16 protein-coding genes and 1 pseudogene are annotated in these 20343 nt (G+C 35.8%); 2 read left to right on the top strand and 15 right to left on the bottom strand.

What is annotated here, in order from left to right; translation table 11 throughout:
• Positions 1 to 101: 101 nt before the first annotated feature.
• The 6 genes from ACHJH3_RS00810 to ACHJH3_RS00785 all read right to left on the bottom strand — a co-directional run bounded on the left by ACHJH3_RS00810 (position 102) and on the right by ACHJH3_RS00785 (position 3922).
• On the bottom strand, positions 102 to 1226 hold the full coding sequence (locus tag ACHJH3_RS00810) for a DNA adenine methylase (protein ID WP_407063185.1): 1125 nt from the start codon (positions 1224 to 1226) through the stop codon (positions 102 to 104).
• A gap of 16 nt (positions 1227 to 1242) precedes the next feature.
• A complete protein-coding gene (gene luxS, locus ACHJH3_RS00805) occupies positions 1243 to 1749 on the bottom strand; it encodes an S-ribosylhomocysteine lyase (protein WP_407063184.1) in 507 nt (168 codons plus the stop codon).
• Between the two features lie 90 nt (positions 1750 to 1839).
• Positions 1840 to 2265 (bottom strand): hypothetical protein, encoded by a 426-nt coding sequence (locus tag ACHJH3_RS00800; RefSeq protein ID WP_407063183.1) that lies wholly within the window; start codon positions 2263 to 2265, stop codon positions 1840 to 1842.
• A 104-nt stretch (positions 2266 to 2369) separates the two neighbouring features.
• Complete coding sequence (gene fldA / locus ACHJH3_RS00795) at positions 2370 to 2861, bottom strand: flavodoxin FldA (protein WP_407063182.1); 492 nt, start codon at positions 2859 to 2861, stop codon at positions 2370 to 2372.
• 14 nt (positions 2862 to 2875) lie between these two features.
• Entirely contained in the window at positions 2876 to 3601 is a 726-nt protein-coding gene (locus ACHJH3_RS00790; protein ID WP_407063181.1) for a hypothetical protein, read from the bottom strand.
• On the bottom strand, positions 3602 to 3922 hold the full coding sequence (locus ACHJH3_RS00785) for a DUF2325 domain-containing protein (protein WP_170020487.1): 321 nt from the start codon (positions 3920 to 3922) through the stop codon (positions 3602 to 3604).
• Positions 3923 to 4731: 809 nt separating this feature from the next.
• Here ACHJH3_RS00785 and ACHJH3_RS00780 point away from each other — a divergent pair.
• Together ACHJH3_RS00780 and ACHJH3_RS00775 are read left to right on the top strand one after the other, a co-directional pair.
• Entirely contained in the window at positions 4732 to 5433 is a 702-nt protein-coding gene (locus ACHJH3_RS00780) for a hypothetical protein (RefSeq protein ID WP_407063180.1), read from the top strand.
• Between the two features lie 23 nt (positions 5434 to 5456).
• Positions 5457 to 7298, top strand: a complete 1842-nt coding sequence (locus ACHJH3_RS00775) for a pentapeptide repeat-containing protein (RefSeq protein ID WP_407063179.1) — start codon at positions 5457 to 5459, stop codon at positions 7296 to 7298.
• Between the two features lie 76 nt (positions 7299 to 7374).
• Here the strand turns inward: ACHJH3_RS00775 and ACHJH3_RS00770 are convergent.
• The 9 genes and pseudogenes from ACHJH3_RS00770 to ACHJH3_RS00730 all read right to left on the bottom strand — a co-directional run.
• A pseudogene (locus tag ACHJH3_RS00770) lies at positions 7375 to 7493 on the bottom strand (DNA-deoxyinosine glycosylase); the annotation flags it as partial.
• Positions 7494 to 7794: 301 nt separating this feature from the next.
• Positions 7795 to 11361, bottom strand: coding sequence for a pyruvate:ferredoxin (flavodoxin) oxidoreductase (nifJ, locus tag ACHJH3_RS00765; protein WP_407063178.1), 3567 nt, complete (start codon positions 11359 to 11361; stop codon positions 7795 to 7797).
• Positions 11362 to 11555: 194 nt separating this feature from the next.
• Complete coding sequence (locus ACHJH3_RS00760) at positions 11556 to 12206, bottom strand: HAD family hydrolase (protein ID WP_407063177.1); 651 nt, start codon at positions 12204 to 12206, stop codon at positions 11556 to 11558.
• Positions 12199 to 13020, bottom strand: a complete 822-nt coding sequence (locus ACHJH3_RS00755; protein ID WP_407063176.1) for a mechanosensitive ion channel family protein — start codon at positions 13018 to 13020, stop codon at positions 12199 to 12201. Before ACHJH3_RS00755 ends, ACHJH3_RS00760 begins: the two co-directional genes overlap by 8 nt.
• Before the next feature lie 18 nt (positions 13021 to 13038).
• Positions 13039 to 14058, bottom strand: coding sequence for an OmpA family protein (locus ACHJH3_RS00750; RefSeq protein ID WP_407063175.1), 1020 nt, complete (start codon positions 14056 to 14058; stop codon positions 13039 to 13041).
• A 224-nt stretch (positions 14059 to 14282) separates the two neighbouring features.
• Positions 14283 to 14672, bottom strand: coding sequence for a 30S ribosomal protein S9 (rpsI, locus tag ACHJH3_RS00745; protein ID WP_169941284.1), 390 nt, complete (start codon positions 14670 to 14672; stop codon positions 14283 to 14285).
• A gap of 2 nt (positions 14673 to 14674) precedes the next feature.
• Entirely contained in the window at positions 14675 to 15100 is a 426-nt protein-coding gene (gene rplM, locus ACHJH3_RS00740; protein ID WP_169941281.1) for a 50S ribosomal protein L13, read from the bottom strand.
• Between the two features lie 77 nt (positions 15101 to 15177).
• Entirely contained in the window at positions 15178 to 17976 is a 2799-nt protein-coding gene (locus ACHJH3_RS00735; protein WP_407063174.1) for a RecB-like helicase, read from the bottom strand.
• A complete protein-coding gene (locus tag ACHJH3_RS00730; protein WP_407063173.1) occupies positions 17973 to 20315 on the bottom strand; it encodes a PD-(D/E)XK nuclease family protein in 2343 nt (780 codons plus the stop codon). Before ACHJH3_RS00730 ends, ACHJH3_RS00735 begins: the two co-directional genes overlap by 4 nt.
• Positions 20316 to 20343 lie beyond the last annotated feature (28 nt).

Raw genomic sequence — 20343 nt, 5'->3', positions numbered from 1 at the left:
TAGTTTATTGAAATTTTATAGATTTTGTACTTAAAGTTATATTGGTATATTTTAAAATTTTTTTATGGGTGTCTTTAGAATTATTAATTTAAATTGTAATTTTAGCTTTGTTTTTTGAGTATAAATAAAAGCTCGTTTACATGCAAGCTTCGGCTTTTTAGATTTCTACTTCCGCGAAAAGCGTTATACTTCTGCTCTTTTAATTCTACCTTGCCAAATTTCTTAAGATTTTTTTCAAAGCTCTCTTTTGAGATAAACCCTTCGGAGTTAAAAGATATGATCACAAATTTAGCCTTCAGCTTGCCAATGAGATCAAAAAACGCTTCGGCAGTGTTTGCTCTTTGATTATAAACGGAGCGATTCCAATTTTTAGCTATGCCTGAAACTTTTGAAATTTCACTTGGACGCTCGTATTTGGCAATCAAATTCAGCATAAAATAGTTTGAGCCGTAAGGGTGCTGGTTATAAGGAGGATCAAGATATGCGAGATCAATCTTGCCAATCTCGCCTGCCAGTAAATTTGCGTCCTTTTGTATAACTTCAAATTCAACGTTAAAATTAGAAAAAACAGGCATTTTAAGCTCAATAGGAGCTAGAATTCTTTTTAACGCGTTTTTTCCTTCGCCGCCAAACTGCCCTATTTTGTCTTTATTTTTATAAAAGCCCTTAAAAACGCCGCTCGTATTTGCATGCACGCTAGCAGAATGCAAAAGCGGGGCTAGAAAAAACGGCTTTATCTCTTCATCCAAAAGCTCAATGCCAGCTCTTGCGGTATCGATATAGCGCGCATTATAAGGTGTATAAAAAACCCTATCATTTGGCGCTATGCTAGCTTCATCTTTTGGGGAGTAAAGCTCTGTTATAAAGCCGCTTTTAAAATTGCTTTTTATCTCTTTTTTCAGTTTTGCCAAAGTAGTTTTGAGTTCGGCTTTAAGCTCGGGTGTTAAATTTGCAAGGTAGCACTCATTTGTGATTTTAGAATATAGCTCAAGATCGTTTGCAACGATAAAATTTGCATGTCGCTTTAAAAATCTGGCCACAATTCCCGAGCCCGAAAAGACATCCGCGCAACTTAACTTATCTCGCCTTAATTCGCTTTTAGCGTGCAATACGCCCTGCTCTATAAAGCCAAGCAAGGAGCGCTTATTGCCAAGATAGGTTAAAATTTGCTCGGTTAGAAAAGCCTTATTTTCGCTTGAAATTTCAGGCTTTACATCGCTAATCATCTGCGTCAAATTTAACTCACAAGCCCATAGCTTTTAGATCAAGTCTTATCTCGTCGTTGTTAATGATGCCAAGTCCGCTTTTTAAAATTTTATTTGCGATTGTATGCGCCTCTTCAAGCGAATGCATCTTGTAAGTACCGCACTGATACTCGTTAAGCTCCGGAATTTCGCTTTGGTTTTTTACGTTTAAGACATCGCTCATTGATTTAAGCCAAGCTTGCTTTACGTCTTCTTCGCTAGGAGTTCCTATCAAACTCATATAAAACCCCGTTCTGCAGCCCATCGGCGAGATATCGATGATCTCAACTCCGTTGCCGTTTAAGTGATCTCTCATAAAGCCCGCAAACAAATGTTCAAGAGTGTGAATTCCTTTTTCAGGCAAAATTTCCTCGTTTGGCTTACAAAATCTAAGATCAAAAACGCTTATATCATCGCCTTTTGGCGTTTTCATCGTTTTAGCAAGACGAACTCCAGGCGCGTTCATCTTTACGTGATCTACGCAAAAACTATCAAGCAATGGCATCATATCTCCTTTTTTTCGTGAGATTGTAGCGAAAATTTAATAAAATACAAAAGTTTTTAAGCTAAATTTGAAGCTAAAAACGCCCAAATTTTAGCTATCTTTTTGGCTATTAAAAATTCCATCGGGAATAATATTTAAGATGAGAATATAAAGAAAATTTAAAGCGATCAAAGCCTTATAAATAGCAATTTCACTAAGCTCTTTGTATGTGCCGTCAAAGCCTGTAAGGAGGTTAAGCACGATATAAAAATCAACCATAAATATCACAACAAAAAGCATCAAAGCCCAAAAATAAAATCTCTTAAAAAATGTAAAAATCTTGATAAAAATATAAATAGCAAGAGCGAAAAAAGCAAATTTCATCGTGTCGCTAGTCTCTGCAAATCCGCCTGAAGCAAAATCAAATTTCAGATCTATCATAGCTATCAAAGCTAAAATCATACTTGATAAAACAGCTAAGAATAAAGCCGATTTAAGCTCTTTAGTACTTATAAAATTCCTTAAATTTCTAAACATCTCTATCCAAATTTTAAATTTTAAAAGATTTTATATATTTTGAAGTTAAATTTGTATGAATTTTAAAAAAGAAAGGCAAATTCCCCAAAAAGGGGAAAGATGTATTATGCAAATTGAGGTTTTATCTGCTCGATCCAAGCAAGAATTCTTGGCTCTGTTTGATCGCTTTCATTATCCGCATCAAGCGCAAGTCCTACGAATTTGCCGTCGCGAACAGAATCGGAACTATCAAAGCTATATCCGTCTGTTGATACGCTACCTACGACTTTTCCGCCTTGTTTGACAACATAATCGTAAAGCTTGCCCATAGCATTGCAAAACTCGTCGCTATAGCTCTCGCTGTCGCCCATTCCAAATACTGCAACAGTTTTGCCGCTAAGCTCAAGACCTTCGAAATCAAACGCATCCCAATCATCTTGCAAATCGCCGCTTCCCCATGTAGAAGTGCCAAGGATCAGCTTATCGAAGCTGTTTATCTTATCCGCATCGCAATCGCTTACATTCAAAAGCTCGTTTTCAAGCCCTAAATTTTCAGACAAAAATTTTGCCGCCTCTTCAGTATTTCCCATACTGCTTCCAAAAATTATTCCTATCATAAACTTTCCTTAAATTAAAATACGTTATGAACGATGGTGTAAGGAACGAGCTTAAGCCTAGCCTCACCGCCATAGTTTCCGCAACAAGTATTAACCTCTATGTGTTTTAAGAAGTTTGTGTTGCGCGGAAAAACAACAAACATCCTATCAAATCCGTTCTCATCAAGAGCCTTAAAAGCCCTTGCGATTTCGTAATTTGCAAGATGAAACCTATCTTTTGAAATCTCCTTAAAGCTAGGCAAAACTCCAAAAATTTTTCTGCCGTTATGCTCCGCAAAGATTATGCCGTCTTGAAAATAAACATTTTTATCAAGATGTTTTTTACGGATTTTATCATAAACAAACTGAGAAAACATTATATCCGCATCAAAACAAATTCCGTTTTGTGATTTAAGTAGCATGAGTAGCTTTGCGGCAGGGTGTTTAGGAGTGCCTGCGATAACGGGGATTTCATCTAAATTTCCATTTTTAAAAGCATGGATTATAGCGTTTGAAGCCACACAAAAGCTAGTTGGTTTTTTAAAGCTTTGATGTTTAAATTTGCATAACTCATGAACTCTTTTCAAAAAGATATTTTGCAAACTAAGCCCGAATTTATAATAATTCTTAGGGATTTTTAGCTCATCTTCTACGCATGAGTTATACAAATTTATAAAAATTTTTGCTTTTTTTACCCTATCAAGCTTTGAAAAAATATTTGGAGTTATTTCTCCAATATCTGATAAAAAGCCGAATTTCATTTAGCAATCTTTTGATTTGCATTTGAATTCCTTGTCTAGCCCAAAGACCTTGCAGTATTCGCAAAATACGCAGCTAACGCTTCTTTTTGCGCATACTATCGGGATATTTCGTTTTTTGGCTTGAGTTTTGATAGTTTTCATCGTATTGTGATTTAAAAAGCTCGTTAGCATCACTACGCATTTAGTATCTTGCGGGATTGGTTTGCGATTTACTCTGTTTTCGTTTCTTGCATCCCAATGCTCTATCTTCTCAGCTCCCAAATCTCTTAAAACCGCTTTTATCGGCGTTATCTCGTCGGCTCCGATTACTAAAACTGACATTATGAACTCCTAGCTTTTTATTTGTCTTGATATCGATTATTATAAACTATCTTTGCTAAATTATTTCTTAGTCTTGATACCTATTATCAGTTTAGTGTAAATTTGTAACCTTTATTAAAGACAGTAAAAATTATATTTAATCACTTTATTTTTACTTTTTGGTTCATTAAATTTGTATTGTTTACTTGAGGGTTGTATAAATTTAGTAGTTTTGTTTTATTAATTTTAACAGTATTTGCATTTACAAAGTGAGAAATAATGCGAGAATATCTGCTTACTGCTTTTATAACAGTCGGTGAAAACGCTCTCGCAAAGGTCGTTTTTTAAGAAGTATTCATTTAAATGTCCTTGCCGTCAAAATAATCCCGCCACCACAGAGCTACACCGCACTCTGCATTAAACTCGTGAACAATCTTGGACGGCAGAGGTTTAGCCTTGGATAGACTGCACCCATCGCATTTACGCCGTAGAGCTCCACGGCGCTGTAATGTAGCATTTAGAGCTTACCGTCATAAAGCTTGCCATTTACGTAGTAAAGCCCGTTTTCTCAGTCGCTTTTGGCTGAAATTCGTATTTTGGCTCTAATGCTTGCGCATCGATCGCCACAAGCGGAAGCAAGAATAGAAATTTTAGGTTTTTCATAGTTTTCCTATTTTATTTATTTTAGGAAATTTTAAAATTTGAAACTAAATTTAAGATGAAGTTCATGCCGCTGGTTTTTGTTTCTTAATAATTAATTCGCAAGTTGCTTTTTGATAATATTTCACATAATATAAATTTTAGTACATACCTGATAGCGAGGCTTAAAAGTGGTTTTAGATATAAATAAAATTTTGGAAGCGCAAAAAGAAAAAATTGAGCAAAAAGAACTTGAAAGATTTCAGGAGCTTGGGATTCTCAGTGGCAAAGTAGATATTTGGTATGCATTAGGAGATAACGATGCGGGATGTTATGTTAGAAAATGCAAACACGAGGGGCAAGTTTTCTTTATTTTTAATTATTTTGTCTTTGATTCAGAATTAAAAGATAAAAATAGCATAAATTTAGAAAAATATCTGCAAAGCAACGAATCAAACTTGATCCTTAGAAATTGCCAACGAGTAAAAAATCAAGAAACTATAAAAAATTTAAATAAAATCAAGCAGGCAATCATAGTTGTTGATTCTGAGATTCCCAATATCAGTTCTTGCGAATTTGAAAATGAAGTATTTTTACGCAATATTAGCAATAACACGTTTAGCAGATGTAAATTTACAAAAGAAGTTTACGTGGATGGATATGCGTGTTTTCATTCGTGCACATTTAACGATGATTTCGTATCCAAACACGCCAGAGAAGACATAGATTTTATAAATTGTGTTTTTAATAAATCTTTTGAATTGGCTACAATAAATAAATTACGGGGTATAAATTTTGAAGGAACGCATTTCAATCAAAAATTTACTATGGATATTAGAGAATTTAATGATTTAAATTTTCACACACCGTATTTGATTGTAAATTTAACTTAAAATCCAAACAGATTAATGGAGAAGTGGTAAATTTTGCTGAAGCCATATTTAAAAAAGAAGTAAGTTTTTATCGAAAAACAATTAACTGTAGAATATATTTTGAAGAAGCTTGTTTTGAAAGTAACTTAATCTTTACTGAAGCTAATTTTAATAATGAAATAATTTTAGATAAAGCAAACTTTAAAGAGGAAGCGAAATTTTATGGAACTAAATTTAAAAGAGTAATATTAACAGGAACAAATTTTGAAAATAAAGCCAATTTTTCAAATGCAGTTTTTAACGAAAAAGCGTATTTTACAGATGCCGTTTTTGAAATGAGTGTAGATTTTAGTTCCGCTACTTTTGCCAACGAAGCAAGGTTTTTCAATACAAATTTTAAAGATACCACGACTTTTGCAAATGTCAAATTTGAAAGCAAAGCAGACTTTAAAACAGACAGAAATCTTGCTTTTGAAAATGAGGTAAATTTCAGCAATACGACTTTTCAAGATAATGCTTATTTTAATAATAGAATTTTTGAAAATTTTGTTGATTTTCATGAAGTTGATTTTAAAAAAGTCGCTTGCTTTTACGGCGTTATTTTTAAAAAGCCGGTTAATTTCTCATCAAGTATTTTTGACGGCGCTTTAAATTTCGTAAATGCAAAAACAGATTTTACATACGAAGAGCTCAAAAAGCTTATAGAGGTCAAAAGCGCAAGCAATGAAAGCGTCAAAAATATAGATAAATGTATAAGTATGGCAAATGATTTTAGGGACGGTTTTAGGCTTATGAAACACGCTTTAAACAACAAAAGCAATGCGCTAGACGCAAGCTTGTTTCATCGCCTAGAACTGTATTGTAAAGAGTTAGAACTAGAATTTACTCTCGAAAATACAAAAGCCAAAAATAGCGAAAATAGTAAAGAAGTAAAATCTGCCGATGAAGTAAAAGTCGAGCATAAAAATAAAAATAGTATTGATATTTTTTTAGATTTGATAACATTGAAATTATATAGAAACACTAGCGACCATCATACAAATTTACTACAAATTATAAATTTTATGGTTTTAACTATTGCGGTATATGGATTTTCTATTTATATGTATGAAAATTATATTTTAACTTGGCTTGTTAATTATTCATATGAATGGGCGTGTTTGGTATTAGTGCTTTCATTGGCTCTTTGTATGATATGTCGCAAAACTACCAAATACAATATAACGTGGAAAAATATGCTTATAGAGTTTATCCTACTTGCATTGATGTCTATGCTTATAGTCTTTTTGGTCAATGTTAAATATATTGCTTATATTGCGCTTTTTGTTGCATCATATTTATTGCTGTATTTTTTTGCTATTTTAAAATCTAAACATAACTGGGTATATCTGTTTTATTATGGTTGCTTTATCGCTATATTTTTTATAAAACCATTTTTAATAGCGCCATTTATAGGCATGTTTACATCAGAGCAAATAGTCGAAAGCAAATTTAAAGAATACACCATAAGATATAACGAAAACGGCTTAGATGATATGCTCTTGGATGCAAATCTCACTAATACAAAAAAAGAAAACAAATTAGATTTTATAGTTAAAAATAGAAAAATAATTTTAGAAGAGTTGGATTGCGATAAAACTCTATTGATTAACTCGAAAAATAAATGCGCCAAATATACTAATGAACTTATAGACCTCAACGCAAGTGACAAAAACACACAAGATACTCTTAAAAAACCGTATGTCGAAGCTCTAAACGCTCTAAAATACGACGAGATAATGCAATCAACGCAAAAAAGTGCAAACTTCCTTTACGGCTTCATCATGCTACTCGTTATTTATTCGCTTACAAAAACTGCGCGAAAAAATTCAGTCGTGCCTAGCTAGCGATTTATGTTATTCTACTAAGCGATGAGCTAAACATTTTTTAAATTTGTACTGAGCCCCACTGGAAGTGATTTTATGGATCTGCGTAGTAAAATCCAAATTTACGAGAAACGACAGATGGGAAAGAGTTAAGAATTAAAATGTTATATTTTTGTTGAGAATCGGTTTAAAAGGATAGGTTTGAATTTCACTCATTGTGAACCTTTTAAATGTTTTTAAAACTAATGTCGCTAAATTTATCCGCCACTTTCACTTCTTAGACTATATTAATTTAGTATAAATTGTAACCAAAGAGACTAAAATTTTGCCGCGCAAAGTCACCTACGAAATTTATTATAATTTCGAGATAAAAAAGCAAATTTGGCCGTTAATTGGCAACTAAATTTAAAGGTGTAAACTAAAAATCTCGTATCCCAAATTTCATTAAATTTAAAGCCAAATCCTCTCGCTCGTAAAATTTGAGCGAGAGAAAGTCTTACTCGCCGTTTTGGCTAGGCTAGGCTTCCCGCGCTAGCTCAACCTCATCGCTAAAATCAGCTACAGACAAGCGTTTTAGCTGGCGATAGCGACGTTTAGCGTCATCCTCGTTTTTCTTTAAAAGTGCGTCTGCGTGCTCAGGATTTGTCTTCTTAAGCGCGCTATATCTAACCTCATTTAACAAGAACTCCTCATAAAGGCTCCAGTCAGGCTCTTTAGATGTCATCTTAAGCGGGTTTTTACCCTCTTTAGCTAGCCTTGGATCATAGACATAAGTTGGCCAGTAACCGCATTTTGTCGCAAGTTCAGCCTGATTGCCGGAATAGCTAAGTCCGCCTTTAATACCGTGAGCGATACAAGGCGAGTAGGCTATCACAAGGCTTGGTCCGTCATACGCTTCAGCCGCTAAAATCGCTTTTATCGTATTTGCTTGGCTTGCGTTTGAGTTTATCTGCGCTACGAAAATATTTCCGTAAGTCATCGCGATATAGCCTAGATCTTTTTTCTGAGCAGGCTTTCCCGAAGCGGTAAATTGGGCTATAGAGCCTGCACGGCTTGATTTTGAACTTTGACCGCCTGTGTTTGAATAAACCTCAGTATCAAGCACAAGCACATTTACGTTTTCTCCGCTTGCAAGCACGTGGTCAAGTCCGCCAAATCCGATATCATACGCCCAGCCGTCGCCGCCGATGATCCATTGAGATTTTCTAATGAGGTATTTTTTAAGGCTTAAAATTTCTTTTACACCTTCAACTTGCGAATTTTGCTCTAAAATCGGCACTAAAATTTTAGCTATCTCTTTGGTTTTAGCGCTATCGTTTTTAAATTCACACCAGTCGGTATAAAGTGCGCTAAGCGCGTTTGGCACGATATCTTTTGTGCGAAGCATTATATCTTCTATGCGGTGACGAATAGTTTGCGTAGCTACTTCCATACCCATACCAAATTCGGCATTATCTTCAAACAGCGAATTCGCCCAAGCCACGCCGTGTCCGTCTTTATTTGTGGTGTATGGCGTAGAAGGCGCGCTTCCTCCGTAAATCGAGCTACAACCTGTCGCATTCGCCACTATCATATGATCGCCAAACAACCTTGTAATAAGTCCTAGATAAGGAGTTTCGCCGCATCCCGGGCAAGCTGCGTGGAATTCAAAAAGAGGCTGAGCAAAGCTTGAGCCTTTGACGCTTTCTTTGCTCATAAGATCGTCTTTATAAGTTACATTTTTAAATAGATAATCGGCATTTACCTGCTCGTTTTTCTCTTGCTCTTCCTCAAAAGGCACCATTACAAGAGATTTTTCTTTGCTAGGGCAGTTTTGCGCGCACAGCTCACAGCCGGTACAGTCTAGAATACTAACTTGAATTTTATATTTTAGACCTTTTAGCTCCTTGCCTTTTGCGTCCAGTACGTGATCTTTTACGGTTTGAGGAGCCGCTTCAAGTTCGTTATCATCTATCAAGAACGGTCTTATGACGGCATGCGGACATACAAATGCGCATTGGTTACACTGGATACAATTTTCCTCTATCCATTTTGGCACCATCACTCCTACGCCGCGCTTTTCATAAGCCGTTGTTCCTGACTCGAAGTGTCCGTCTTCATAGCCCAAAAACGCGGATACCGGCAGGCTATCGCCCTTAGCCGCATTTATTGGTTTTACTACCTTTTCGACAAAATCGGTTCCGATATATTGTTCTTTCGTATCGCTCTCATCGTTTAAATTTGCCCAAGCAGGATCTACTGGTACTTTTACAAGCTCACCGGCACCCATATCGATAGCCTTATAGTTCATCTCGACTATCGCTTCGCCCTTTTTGGAGTATGCTTTGTGAGCGTATTCTTTCATGTATTTTTGCGCATCTTCAAAAGGTATGATATCTGCAAGCTTAAAAAAGGCTGACTGCATAATAGTATTTGTGCGATTCTTAAGCCCGATATCATGAGCCAGCTTAGTAGCGTTTATGATGTAGAAATTTACGTTTTTGCGAGCCAAAATTCTCTTGACTCTGTTTGGAATTTTAGCCAAAGTCTCCTCTGCATCCCAGATTGAGTTTAATAAAAACGTTCCGTTTTGTCTTATGCCGTCTATAACCTCGTAAAGTTCAAGATACGCCGCGACCGAGCAAGCTACAAAATGCGGGTTTGAGACAAGATATGTCGAGCGGATAGGATTTTTGCCAAATCTTAAATGCGAGCGTGTGTATCCGCCTGATTTTTTACTATCGTATGCGAAATAAGCCTGAGCGTAAAGGTCGGTCTTATCGCCGATAATTTTAATGGAGTTTTTATTAGCTCCAACCGTTCCGTCCGCGCCAAGTCCGTAAAACAAACACTCTTTTACACTATCGTCACTCAGTGAAATTTTCTCTTTTACCTCAAGCGAAGTAAATGTAACATCATCTACGATTCCTACGGTAAAGCCGTTTTTAGGCTCATTTAGTTTTAAATTTTCAAATACGGCTATCATCTGAGCAGGATCGACATCTTTTGAGCTAAGTCCGTATCTACCGCCGACTACGACAGGCTTTAATTCGCTTTCATAAAATGCAGCTTTTATGTCAAGATATAGCGGTTCGCCCAAGCTTCCTGGCTCTTTTGTGCGGTCTAAAACGGCGATTTTCTTAACGCTTTTTGGCATAACATCAAACAAGTATTTTAAGCTAAACGGACGATACAAATGAACTTTGACAATGCCTACTTTTTCGCCTTTTTCTCTTAAGTGATCAACAACCTCCTCAAGAGTTTGAGTTACCGAACCCATAGCTATTATAATTCGCTCCGCTTGCGGATCTCCATAGTAGTTAAACGGCTTATACTCGCGTCCTGTTATTTTTGAAATTTCAGCCAAATAATCAGCAACTATATCAGGAACCGCGTCATAAAAGCGGTTGGTTAGTTCTCTGGTTTGAAAGTAAATATCGTCGTTTTGAGCAGTACCTCTAGTCTTTGGACTCTCGGGGTTTAGCGCCTCATCTCTAAATTTTTGAACCGCCTCTTTATCCAAAAGTCTATCAAAATGAGCATAATCCATAACTTCAATCTTTTGAATTTCGTGACTTGTTCTAAATCCGTCAAAGAAGTGCAAAAACGGCACGCGACCCTTAATAGCCGCCAAATGCGCAACGCCTGCGATATCCATAACCTCTTGAACAGAACCGCTTGCCAGCATCGCAAACCCCGTTTGGCGACAGGCATAGATATCTTGATGATCACCAAATATAGAAAGCGCCTGAGCGGCGATAGAGCGAGCACTCACATGAATAACTCCGGGAAGAAGCTGCCCTGCGATCTTATACATATTAGGAATTTTTAAAAGCAGACCTTGAGAAGCCGTGTAAGTAGTGGTAAGCGCGCCTACTTGAAGTGAGCCGTGAACCGTTCCTGCCGCGCCTCCTTCGCTTTGCATTTCAACGACTTTAACGGGCATTCCAAATAAATTTTTCTTTCCTGCCGCAGCCCAAGCGTCAGTGTAATCAGCCATCGGAGAACTCGGAGTAATAGGATAAATTCCCGCAACCTCCGTAAATGCGTAAGAAGCGTAAGCCGCCGCCTCGTTACCGTCCATAGTTTTCATAATTTTGCTCATATTTTTCCTTAAATTTCTTTCAATTATACAATTTTTTTAATTATAAAACGAAATTTCAAAATAGATGTTTAATGCAATTAACTAATAATTATTTTAAATTTGGTTCAAATTTTCTCTATTTTACGATAAATTAAATATATTTATGAAAATAGAAAAATTAAAACAAAAACTAAATATGCTTTGTTTAATTAAAACTAAAGATTTTGAATATATCTAACAGCCTCAAGAGAGTTGCTAAAAATTTTATCAGAGCAAGTTTGTAAAACATCAAACGTGCCATAACCGCAAAGTAGCGCTAAGCCATTAACCTTAGCCGCTCTTGCAGCACACATATCCATACAGGTATCACCTATCATAAAAGTATTTGCTCTATCTTGAGGACCATCTTTGCCAAGCCTTGCTAAAGCTAAATTTATAGGCTCAGGATTTGGCTTTGGATTTGCCACATCATTTCTTCCGATAAGAGTTTTAACATACTGCATAATGTCAAGATGCTCAAGCAATATCGCCGAAAATTTAGAAGTCTTAGTAGTAACTACACCAACATCTGCTATCTGGGAAGCTAGTTTAACTGCCTCTTTGGCAAATTTTAAAAGCGTAGTTTGATCTAAATAGATTTCCTGATATCTAGCCTTATAAGCCTCTATATAGCTATCTATGAGTTCATTATTTACGCCTAATCTAGCAAACATAATATCAAGAGGGTGCCCTACAAGCGATTTTATATCTTGGCTATTTGGTTCAAAAGCACCGTGCGCTCTAAAAGCCTGATTAAAGCCGTCTAAAATAGCAGGAGTTGAATCAATAAGAGTTCCGTCAAGATCAAAGAGTATAGTTTTATTCACTCTGCTTCTTTTGTGGATAGTGGATATTAAGTTGAGGGAAAGGTATAGAGATGCCTTGATTATCAAACTCTAATTTTACAGCTTCAAGCATACTAAACTGAACATCCATAAAATCTCCACTCAAACACCAAAGTCTAGCAGCTAAATTTACACTATTGTCTCCAAGACTACTTACTCCTACGAAAGGGACCGGGTTTTTTAAAACTTTTGGATTTTCATTAGCTATTTTTAAAATAATCTCCTTAGCAAGCTTTAAATCATCGTTATAGTCAATACCAAATACTATTTCAACGCGTCTTGTACCCTCTTTTGAGTAATTTATAATATTATCGTTGATAATCTGCCCGTTTGGAACGATAATAGTTTTATTGTCTCCTGTTTTTAAGATAGTGCTAAATATACTTATTTCGCTAACTACCCCCAAAACACCTGAAACTTCAACGGTATCACCGATCTTAAAAGGTCTAAAAAATACTATCAAAATACCCGCGCCGATATTAGAAAAAGTATCTTTAAATGCCATACCTATAGCAAGACCAAGGGCTCCAAATGCTGCTACAAACATAGAAGTTTCTATGCCTAAATTTGATATAGCGGCTATGATTACAAAGACTATTAGAAGAGTTTTTATTACATTAAGTATAAATCTTGAAAGAGTTTCATCAAATTTTGAAACAGTTATAACTTTAGAAAGAAGTTTAGAAACTCTATCGACAAGCCACTTTCCTATAAGCAGGATGGCGATAGAGCCTAAAATTTTAAGCGAGTATGAGGATATCAAAGACCAAATAGTATCAAAATTAATATCGCCCATACTCATAATTTAATTTAATTATTTATTAAATCTAGCTTCAACACGTCTGTTTTCAGCTCTACCTTGTTTTGTTTTATTGTCAGCTATAGGCTTAAGCTCACCATAACCTACAGTTGTGATTTTGCTTGCGCTTACACCAAGACCCTCAAGAGCTTTAGCAACGGCATTTGCTCTTTTTTCAGATAGTTTTTGGTTGTAAGCCTCAGCGCCCGTGCTATCAGTATGTCCTTCTAGTACAACACGGTAGCTTGGATTTTCGCTCATAAATTCAGCAACCTTTTTAATCTCCTCAAAATATTCAGGAGTTACTTTATAGCTATCAAATGCAAAATTTACACCGATATCTCTAAGAACTATAACCTTATCACAACCAGTCTCATCAACTACAACACCTGCCGGTGTATTAGGGCATTTATCAACGTCATTTAAAACGCCGTCGTTGTCATCGTCAAGATTTACAGGTTTTGGTGCCACTGGATTAGCAGGTACTTTTATAGGCTCCGTTACAGCAGCAACTACAGGAGAAGCTTTCTCTCCAAATCCTACAGCAAAACCAAGCGTATAGAATAGATTGTGATCTCCATGCTCAAATTTGATAGCATCAACAGCTTCTGCACGAAGTGCAAAGTTGTCTGTAACTTTATACTTTAAACCTAAGCCGTACTGACCAAATCCGCCATCTTCATTATCTACAAATTTAGCAGACACATCTTCCCAACCGGCACCAAGTAGTCCGTATAGAGATAGGTTGTTTGTGAGACCAAAATCTTTAATAACGTTTACAAAATACCTTGCAGCCTTACCTTTTTCGTTAAATTCTTTAACATTATTTGAATAGTTGAAGCCTAACTCAACTTGATCAAGGAAAAAATTCTCAAGATTTCTGCCAACTCTTAAACCGATAGCAGCATGATCGTTTGTTCCAAGATTTCCTTCAGGGTGAACTCCTCCAATAGTTGGAGTCAACTCGTAGTTATATGCCGAATCAGCGGCAAAAAGCGCAGTAGCAGCAACTAAAGCAATAGCAATCTTTTTCATAGAATGTCCTTTCTTTGCATATTTTTAAATGCAAGTTGAAATGTTATCACAAATTTTATAAATGTTATTTAAACACTTTGTCTATTATTATACAAAAAAATAATTTATAATACAAATTTACTGTTTTTTATCATAGAATTTAAAAAGATAAAACGAGTGAAATCGTATTTAAGAAGAATAAATTCAAAGCCCCAAAAAGGAGCTTTGAGAAGTATAAATATTGATTAACGTTTAGAGAATTGTGGGCTTCTTCTAGCTTTTCTTCTGCCGAATTTTTTACGCTCAACAACGCGTGAATCACGAGTTAGCAAGCCTTTTGGTTTAAGAGTAGCTCTGAAATCAGCATCCATCTCTGCTAAAGCTTTTGAAATTCCGTGTCTTAAAGCCTCGGCTTGTGCTGAGTATCCACCGCCAAGAGTTGTAGCGGTTACGTCTATGCTGCCGTCTTGCTTTGTTAAAAGAAGTGGTTGAACAACTTTTAGCTTGATCGCCTCATGACCGCCAAGCCAAGTATTAAGATCCATTCCGTTTACTATGATTTTACCGCTTCCTGATTTTATCCAAACCTTAGCTACAGCAGTTTTTCTTTTACCTGTTGCATAAACTTTTGCCATAATTATTTTCCTTCTTTAGCAATTTGAGCTGTATGAGGATGTTCGCTACCCGCATAAACTTTTAATTTCTTAATCATCTCTTTACCAAGCTTTGTCTTTGGAAGCATTCCACGAACGGCAAGCTTAAATAGTTTTTCCGGTTTATTTGCAAGCAAATCACCGAATTTCTCGCTCTTTACGCTACCAAAATATCCAGAATGTCTGTGATAAAGCTTATCTTCGGCTTTATTGTTGCCTGTAAATTCTACCTTTGAAGCGTTTATTATGATAACATAGTCGCCACAATCAACGTTTGGAGTGAAATTTGGCTTATTTTTACCGCGAAGTATAGTTGCAACTTCGGTTAATAATCTACCAAAACGCTTGCCGGATGCATCAAGCAAAATCCAATCGCGCTTAACTTCGTTTGGCTTTGTTATTTTTGTCATTTTCTTACCTTTGCCAATAATTTTAGAGTGTGATTGTATTTAAAAATAGCTTATATTAACCTTAATTTAAGTAATATTTAAATTTCAATCCACTCTACCTTATCCTTAAAGGCATAAAACAGTGCGGCTCTAACATTAAAATTCGGATAAAACTGCCCTATAGCATCTTTATACTGCGTTATTTGAGCGATATTTTCCTCAGTATTTTTCTTTGAAGTTTTATAATCAATTATACAAATTTCATCATCTTTAAAACATAGCAAATCAATCTGTCTAAGGGAGTTTTGAAATCTAATAGGCTGCTCTTTAAACACAAATTTAGAATTTGTAAATTCTTTAAATTTCTCATCTTTAATCAAATTTAAAGCACTCTTATAAACATCGTCAAGCTCGTTTTGCGTAAGAAATTTACTAAATCTATTTTGCATTGAAATTTTCGCTATTTCAAGCTCATTTTCATCAAATTTAGCCGTCATTTCAAGCAGGTAATGAAGCGCCAGCCCGACATAAATGGCATGCAAATTCTTGCTACTTTGCCTTTGGGATTCATCAATTTCTTGCTTTGAAATTTTAACTATGTCAAGATGATCGTGTGATATTTTCCCATTTGCACTTTCACTTTTACTAGGCAAAATTTTTCCAAAACTAAAGTCATTTAAATTTAGATACTCCACATTTTTTCCGCTTGATTCATACGTGCTAAAAAAGCTAGGATTTTTGCCGTTTGCTTCCAGTTTTTTTACAACCACAAGCGAACAAATAGCGCGTGTAAAAGCAACATAGAGTTTATTGATATCCTCTGCGTATTCAAGCTCTTTAACTCTTTGTTTAAGACTTGCAAATTCATCGTCAAAACTCTCTTTTTTTACATTATGTCTTATCTGCCAACCGCTGTTTATATCGTATTCGGTGATAAAATTTGAACTATCGTTTTTATCTCCGCCTATCTTATCACATACTATCACATGCTCGAACTGAAGCCCCTTTGACTTATGTACGGTCATTATTTTTACGCCGTTTTTACTTTTTGAGCTAGCTTTTTCTTGGGTTTTTTCAAGGTTAAATATAAAATTAGCCAAATTTCCAAACTCTTGCGCCATCTCATAAAGCCTTAAAACATCGCTATTATCGCTACTTACTCCAAGTTTATCGGCTAAGTATTTTAAGCTTTGAAACGCCGGTTTAGCTTCATCTATTTTTAGCCTTACGGCTTTTACATCCAAAATCGCTTCTGTATTTAGCTTATAAATTTCATCGCCAAACAGGCAAAATTTAGCATACTCCAAGAGTGCGCCCACATAAGGGCTTTTGATTAGCTCGGTAGCTCCTTCGCCTAGACTTTTTATGTCGCTAGATTCAAGTGCTATGCTAAGGCGATCTATGTCTTCGTTTTTCCAGCAAAGTATCGTTATATCATCTTCTTTTACTCCGTTTGCAAGCAGGTTTTTAGTCTGCTCTACCGCCTCGCTTACGATATCTTCACTGCTTACGACACGCAAAAATCCATGATCGTTAGACTCGCTTTTAAAATACTCGCACTCATCCAAAACCTGCACGCCATCTATGCGCTCATCATTTTTTACAGATGCTTTTTGCTCTATAAAATTTGCGATCTTATCCTTAAAAACCGCATTTGAAAACTTCACAAGAGCCTTGAAACTTCGGTAATTCGTATCTAAATTTTCATTTTCTATCTGGATAAAATCGCTCTTTAACTTATCAAAAAGCTCCTTTTTCCCACCGCGAAATCCGTAAATACTCTGCTTGGTATCACCCACATAAAAAAAGCTTCCAAGCCCGTTTTGTCCGTATCCCGCAACTATTTCGGCAATTAATGGCTTCATAATCTCATACTGCGTCACGTTTGTGTCTTGAAATTCATCGATCAAGAGGTGATTTATCCTACCGTCAAGCCTAAAATAAAGCATCTGGTTATCAAGCTTGCCACAAAGCAGCTCATAAACAAGTGCGTTTATGTCGCTAAAAGTAAGAGTATTTAGCTTTTGATTAAGCTCAAGTTTTACTCGTTTATATATTTCTAAAAACCGCCCAAGCTCATTTATCTTATAAGCTTCAAGTTCGTCAAAATAGCTCTTTAGCTCATTTTTAAGCTCAAAAAACAGCTCATCAAGCTTAGGGGTGTAAATTTTAGAGTAAGTGCGGTATTCAAGGCTTTCTTTGCTTATGAAAGAACGTTTGATAAGCTCTATTGGCTCCGCCTCGCTAAATGAATCAACCGCCGTTTTTGAACCGCCATTATTTTCAGCATATTCGCGCAAATTTAAAAGAGCTTTTTTAACTCCGTCAGGATTTGGAAATTTGGCATTTTCATCCCGTTTTAGCGAGCTAAAATTCTCATAAAACATCTCAAGCGTTTCAAAGAAGTTGTTTTGGCTCTTTTGTGCAGTTGCGATTGAAGCGGCAAGCGCTTTTAAAAGCGCATTATCTTTTGAAATTTGAGCTATAAATTCTGCTCTTTGAAGCTCTTTTAAATTTGAACTTATATCAAAATCGGAGCTTAACCCCAAATTTAAGCTAAACTGCCTTAAGATGCTAGCAAAAAACGAATCAAAAGTGCCTATTTTAAGATTTGATTCTAAAAATTTAGCCTTTTGCTTGTCGCGCATTTTTAAAATTTCTTCTTCGCTTTTTTTAAGCATTTTTGATAGTTCGGCAAGCTCGGCTACGTGAGTTTCAAGAGCTAAAAAAGTCTTGATGATACGCTCTTTCATCTCGTTTGCAGCTTTTTTAGTAAATGTAAGCGCAACTATCTCGTTTGGGCTTGCTCCGTTTAAAATCGTAGCGATAAATCTCACGCTAAGCGCAAATGTCTTGCCGCTTCCCGCACTTGCTTCAAGGGCTAAAAACGGCTTCATAGTTCGCCCTTACAAATCGTTTTAAACTCACAGTATCTGCACTCTGCGGAGATATTTTGAGCGAAATTTATATGAGTGTTATTTATGCTTTTTAGATTTTCCATCTCTGCTTGAAGTTCATCTAAATTTGAGCTATTTTCTAGCAAATTCATCTCGTTTTTAAGGTCATAATATCTTGTTTCGCATTCTTTGCCGATAAGCGCTTGATAAAATGGAAGCTGTAAGGACTTTTTTTCTATCAAGCCGCTTTTATAATCAATGAGCATCATCTGCTCATTTTTAACGTCAATCCTATCTATAACGCCGATTATATGCACGCCACAAAACGTATTTTCAAGCCTCTTTTCACACTCCAAAACTCGCCAACCCTCTTTAAATCTAGACTCCTCAACTTCGCTAAATTTTTCAAATTTAACCATCAAAATTTCAAAATCAAGCGGGCTGATATCTTTTTGCAAAAGGATATTTTTAAATTTGCTTAAATCAAATTCCTTAAAATTTTGATAATACTCGCAAAGTGCGGCATGAAGCTTTAATCCTACTTCAAAGCCTCTTTTTTCATAAGGCATATTAGCAGGCTTAATGCCATTAATATAAGCATAATAATACTTTCTGGCGCACTTTAAAAATGTGTTAAGTCTTGAAAAAGAAAGCGGTCTAGCAAAAAAATCATGCTTTAAAACAACCTCTTCATCAAAGCCATTAAGAGTAGCCGAATTTGAACCGCCAAGCAGTTTCATATAGCTTTCGTCACTAAATTTAACGTCCTCAACCACACTAAATTCGTTTAAAAATCTCGAAGCTATCTTTTCTTCGTTTAAGACATAACCGATCGCTACTTTTTTGGCTGAATTTATAAGGCTTTCATAATAAAACCTCTGCAAATTTTCACGCTCGGCGTAGCTTATAAGACCTGCTTTTTCTCTAACGCGAGAGTTTAAAAACATCTCATTTACACTTCTTTTTGGTATTAGATCGTCGTTAAAATCAAGCAATATAACGCCCTCAAATTTCATACCGCGACTTTCAAGAACGCCGATCACGCTAACCTTTCCGCCGCCTACATCATCAAGGCTAAGCGCTCTTAGACGTATTAAAAATATCTCGCAAATTTGCCTTAAACTAAAGCTAAAATAGCGCGATAAATTCTGCACGAAAAAGAGCTCTTCAAGTACCTTTTCTTCTACTCTAGTATCATTTTGCAAGGCTAAAATTTCATCCATTAGCTCTTTAAATTTTTCAAACGAACAAGCACTTTCATAGCCGTTTTTAAATTTATTAAAAAGTTCGTCGCTAACGCCAAATGAGTTTAACACAAACTCGAATTCACTAAATTTTAGGCTGTTTTCGGAACTTAAATTTATGCTTTTCTTATCGTTTATCGCGTCGTTTATATAGCTTAGCGTCTGAAAAATTTTAGTATGCGTAAAGCTCTCGCCCATTGCAAAGTTAAATAGCCTGTTAAAATCATGCAGTTTTAAAATCTCGCCAAAGCTCTCGTCAGGTAATATGACAGCTATCTTTTCAGGCGCGATACCTTCGCGTACAAACTCGCTAACTTTAGCCATAGCGTAAGCGCACTGCAAGCTTCTAACACTAAACGAGCGAGCCTTAATAGCTCTTTTTCGCTCTATTTTTTCAAGACTTTTGAGGCTTTTTGCGCTGAGATTTAGCTCAAATTTTGTATAAGGGGTGAAATTTTCTATCTCGATGCTTGAAATTTGAGCTATCTTCTCAATAAGTTTTTTATTAAATTTACTTGTTTGAAAGATGATTTTTAGAGTTGTTAAATTTGAAATTTTACCGATGAGCTCCCATTCAAATTCGCTTAAAAATCCGTCTATTTCAATTATAATTTCACTATAAGAGCCTATAAACCGAGTATTTAGTTCATAAATTTCACTCAAAGTTATCTCATCGTATAAATTCTCGGCTTCAAGCAGAGCTTTATACTCTTTAAAAACCGCTTCAAGAATATCAAGGTGCTCCTCAAAATCAGCGTATATATCGCTAAATTTGATGTCTGAGATAGCTCTTTTTTGGATAGCAAGCTCTTTAAAAAAGCTAAAAAGATAGTCGTTGTTTTTTAAAAAGGCAAAAAATTCATTCGGGATTTTTAGCTTTAAATTTGCTTCTTTTACGCTTGACGTGGCTCTTTGCATCAAAACAAGCAGATAAGTAGGATCAGCCTCAAATTTATCTCTTACAAAAACCGCCTTTTTCTCAAATTCAGCTATTGTAAGAGCTTTTGGTATGAGTTTGTTTTCAAAATTTGAGTTAAATTCGCGAATTTTTCGTGAGTTTGTAAATACAAAAAGCGAATTTTGTCTATCTATCACGCGCAAGCCTTTTGAAATCTAAAAAGCG

The organism is Campylobacter canis (genome assembly GCF_045504005.1).
GTDB classification, from domain to species: domain Bacteria; phylum Campylobacterota; class Campylobacteria; order Campylobacterales; family Campylobacteraceae; genus Campylobacter_A; species Campylobacter_A canis.
Note: the sequence above shows the minus strand (reverse complement) of the source record. Positions and strands in the feature narration are given on the sequence as shown.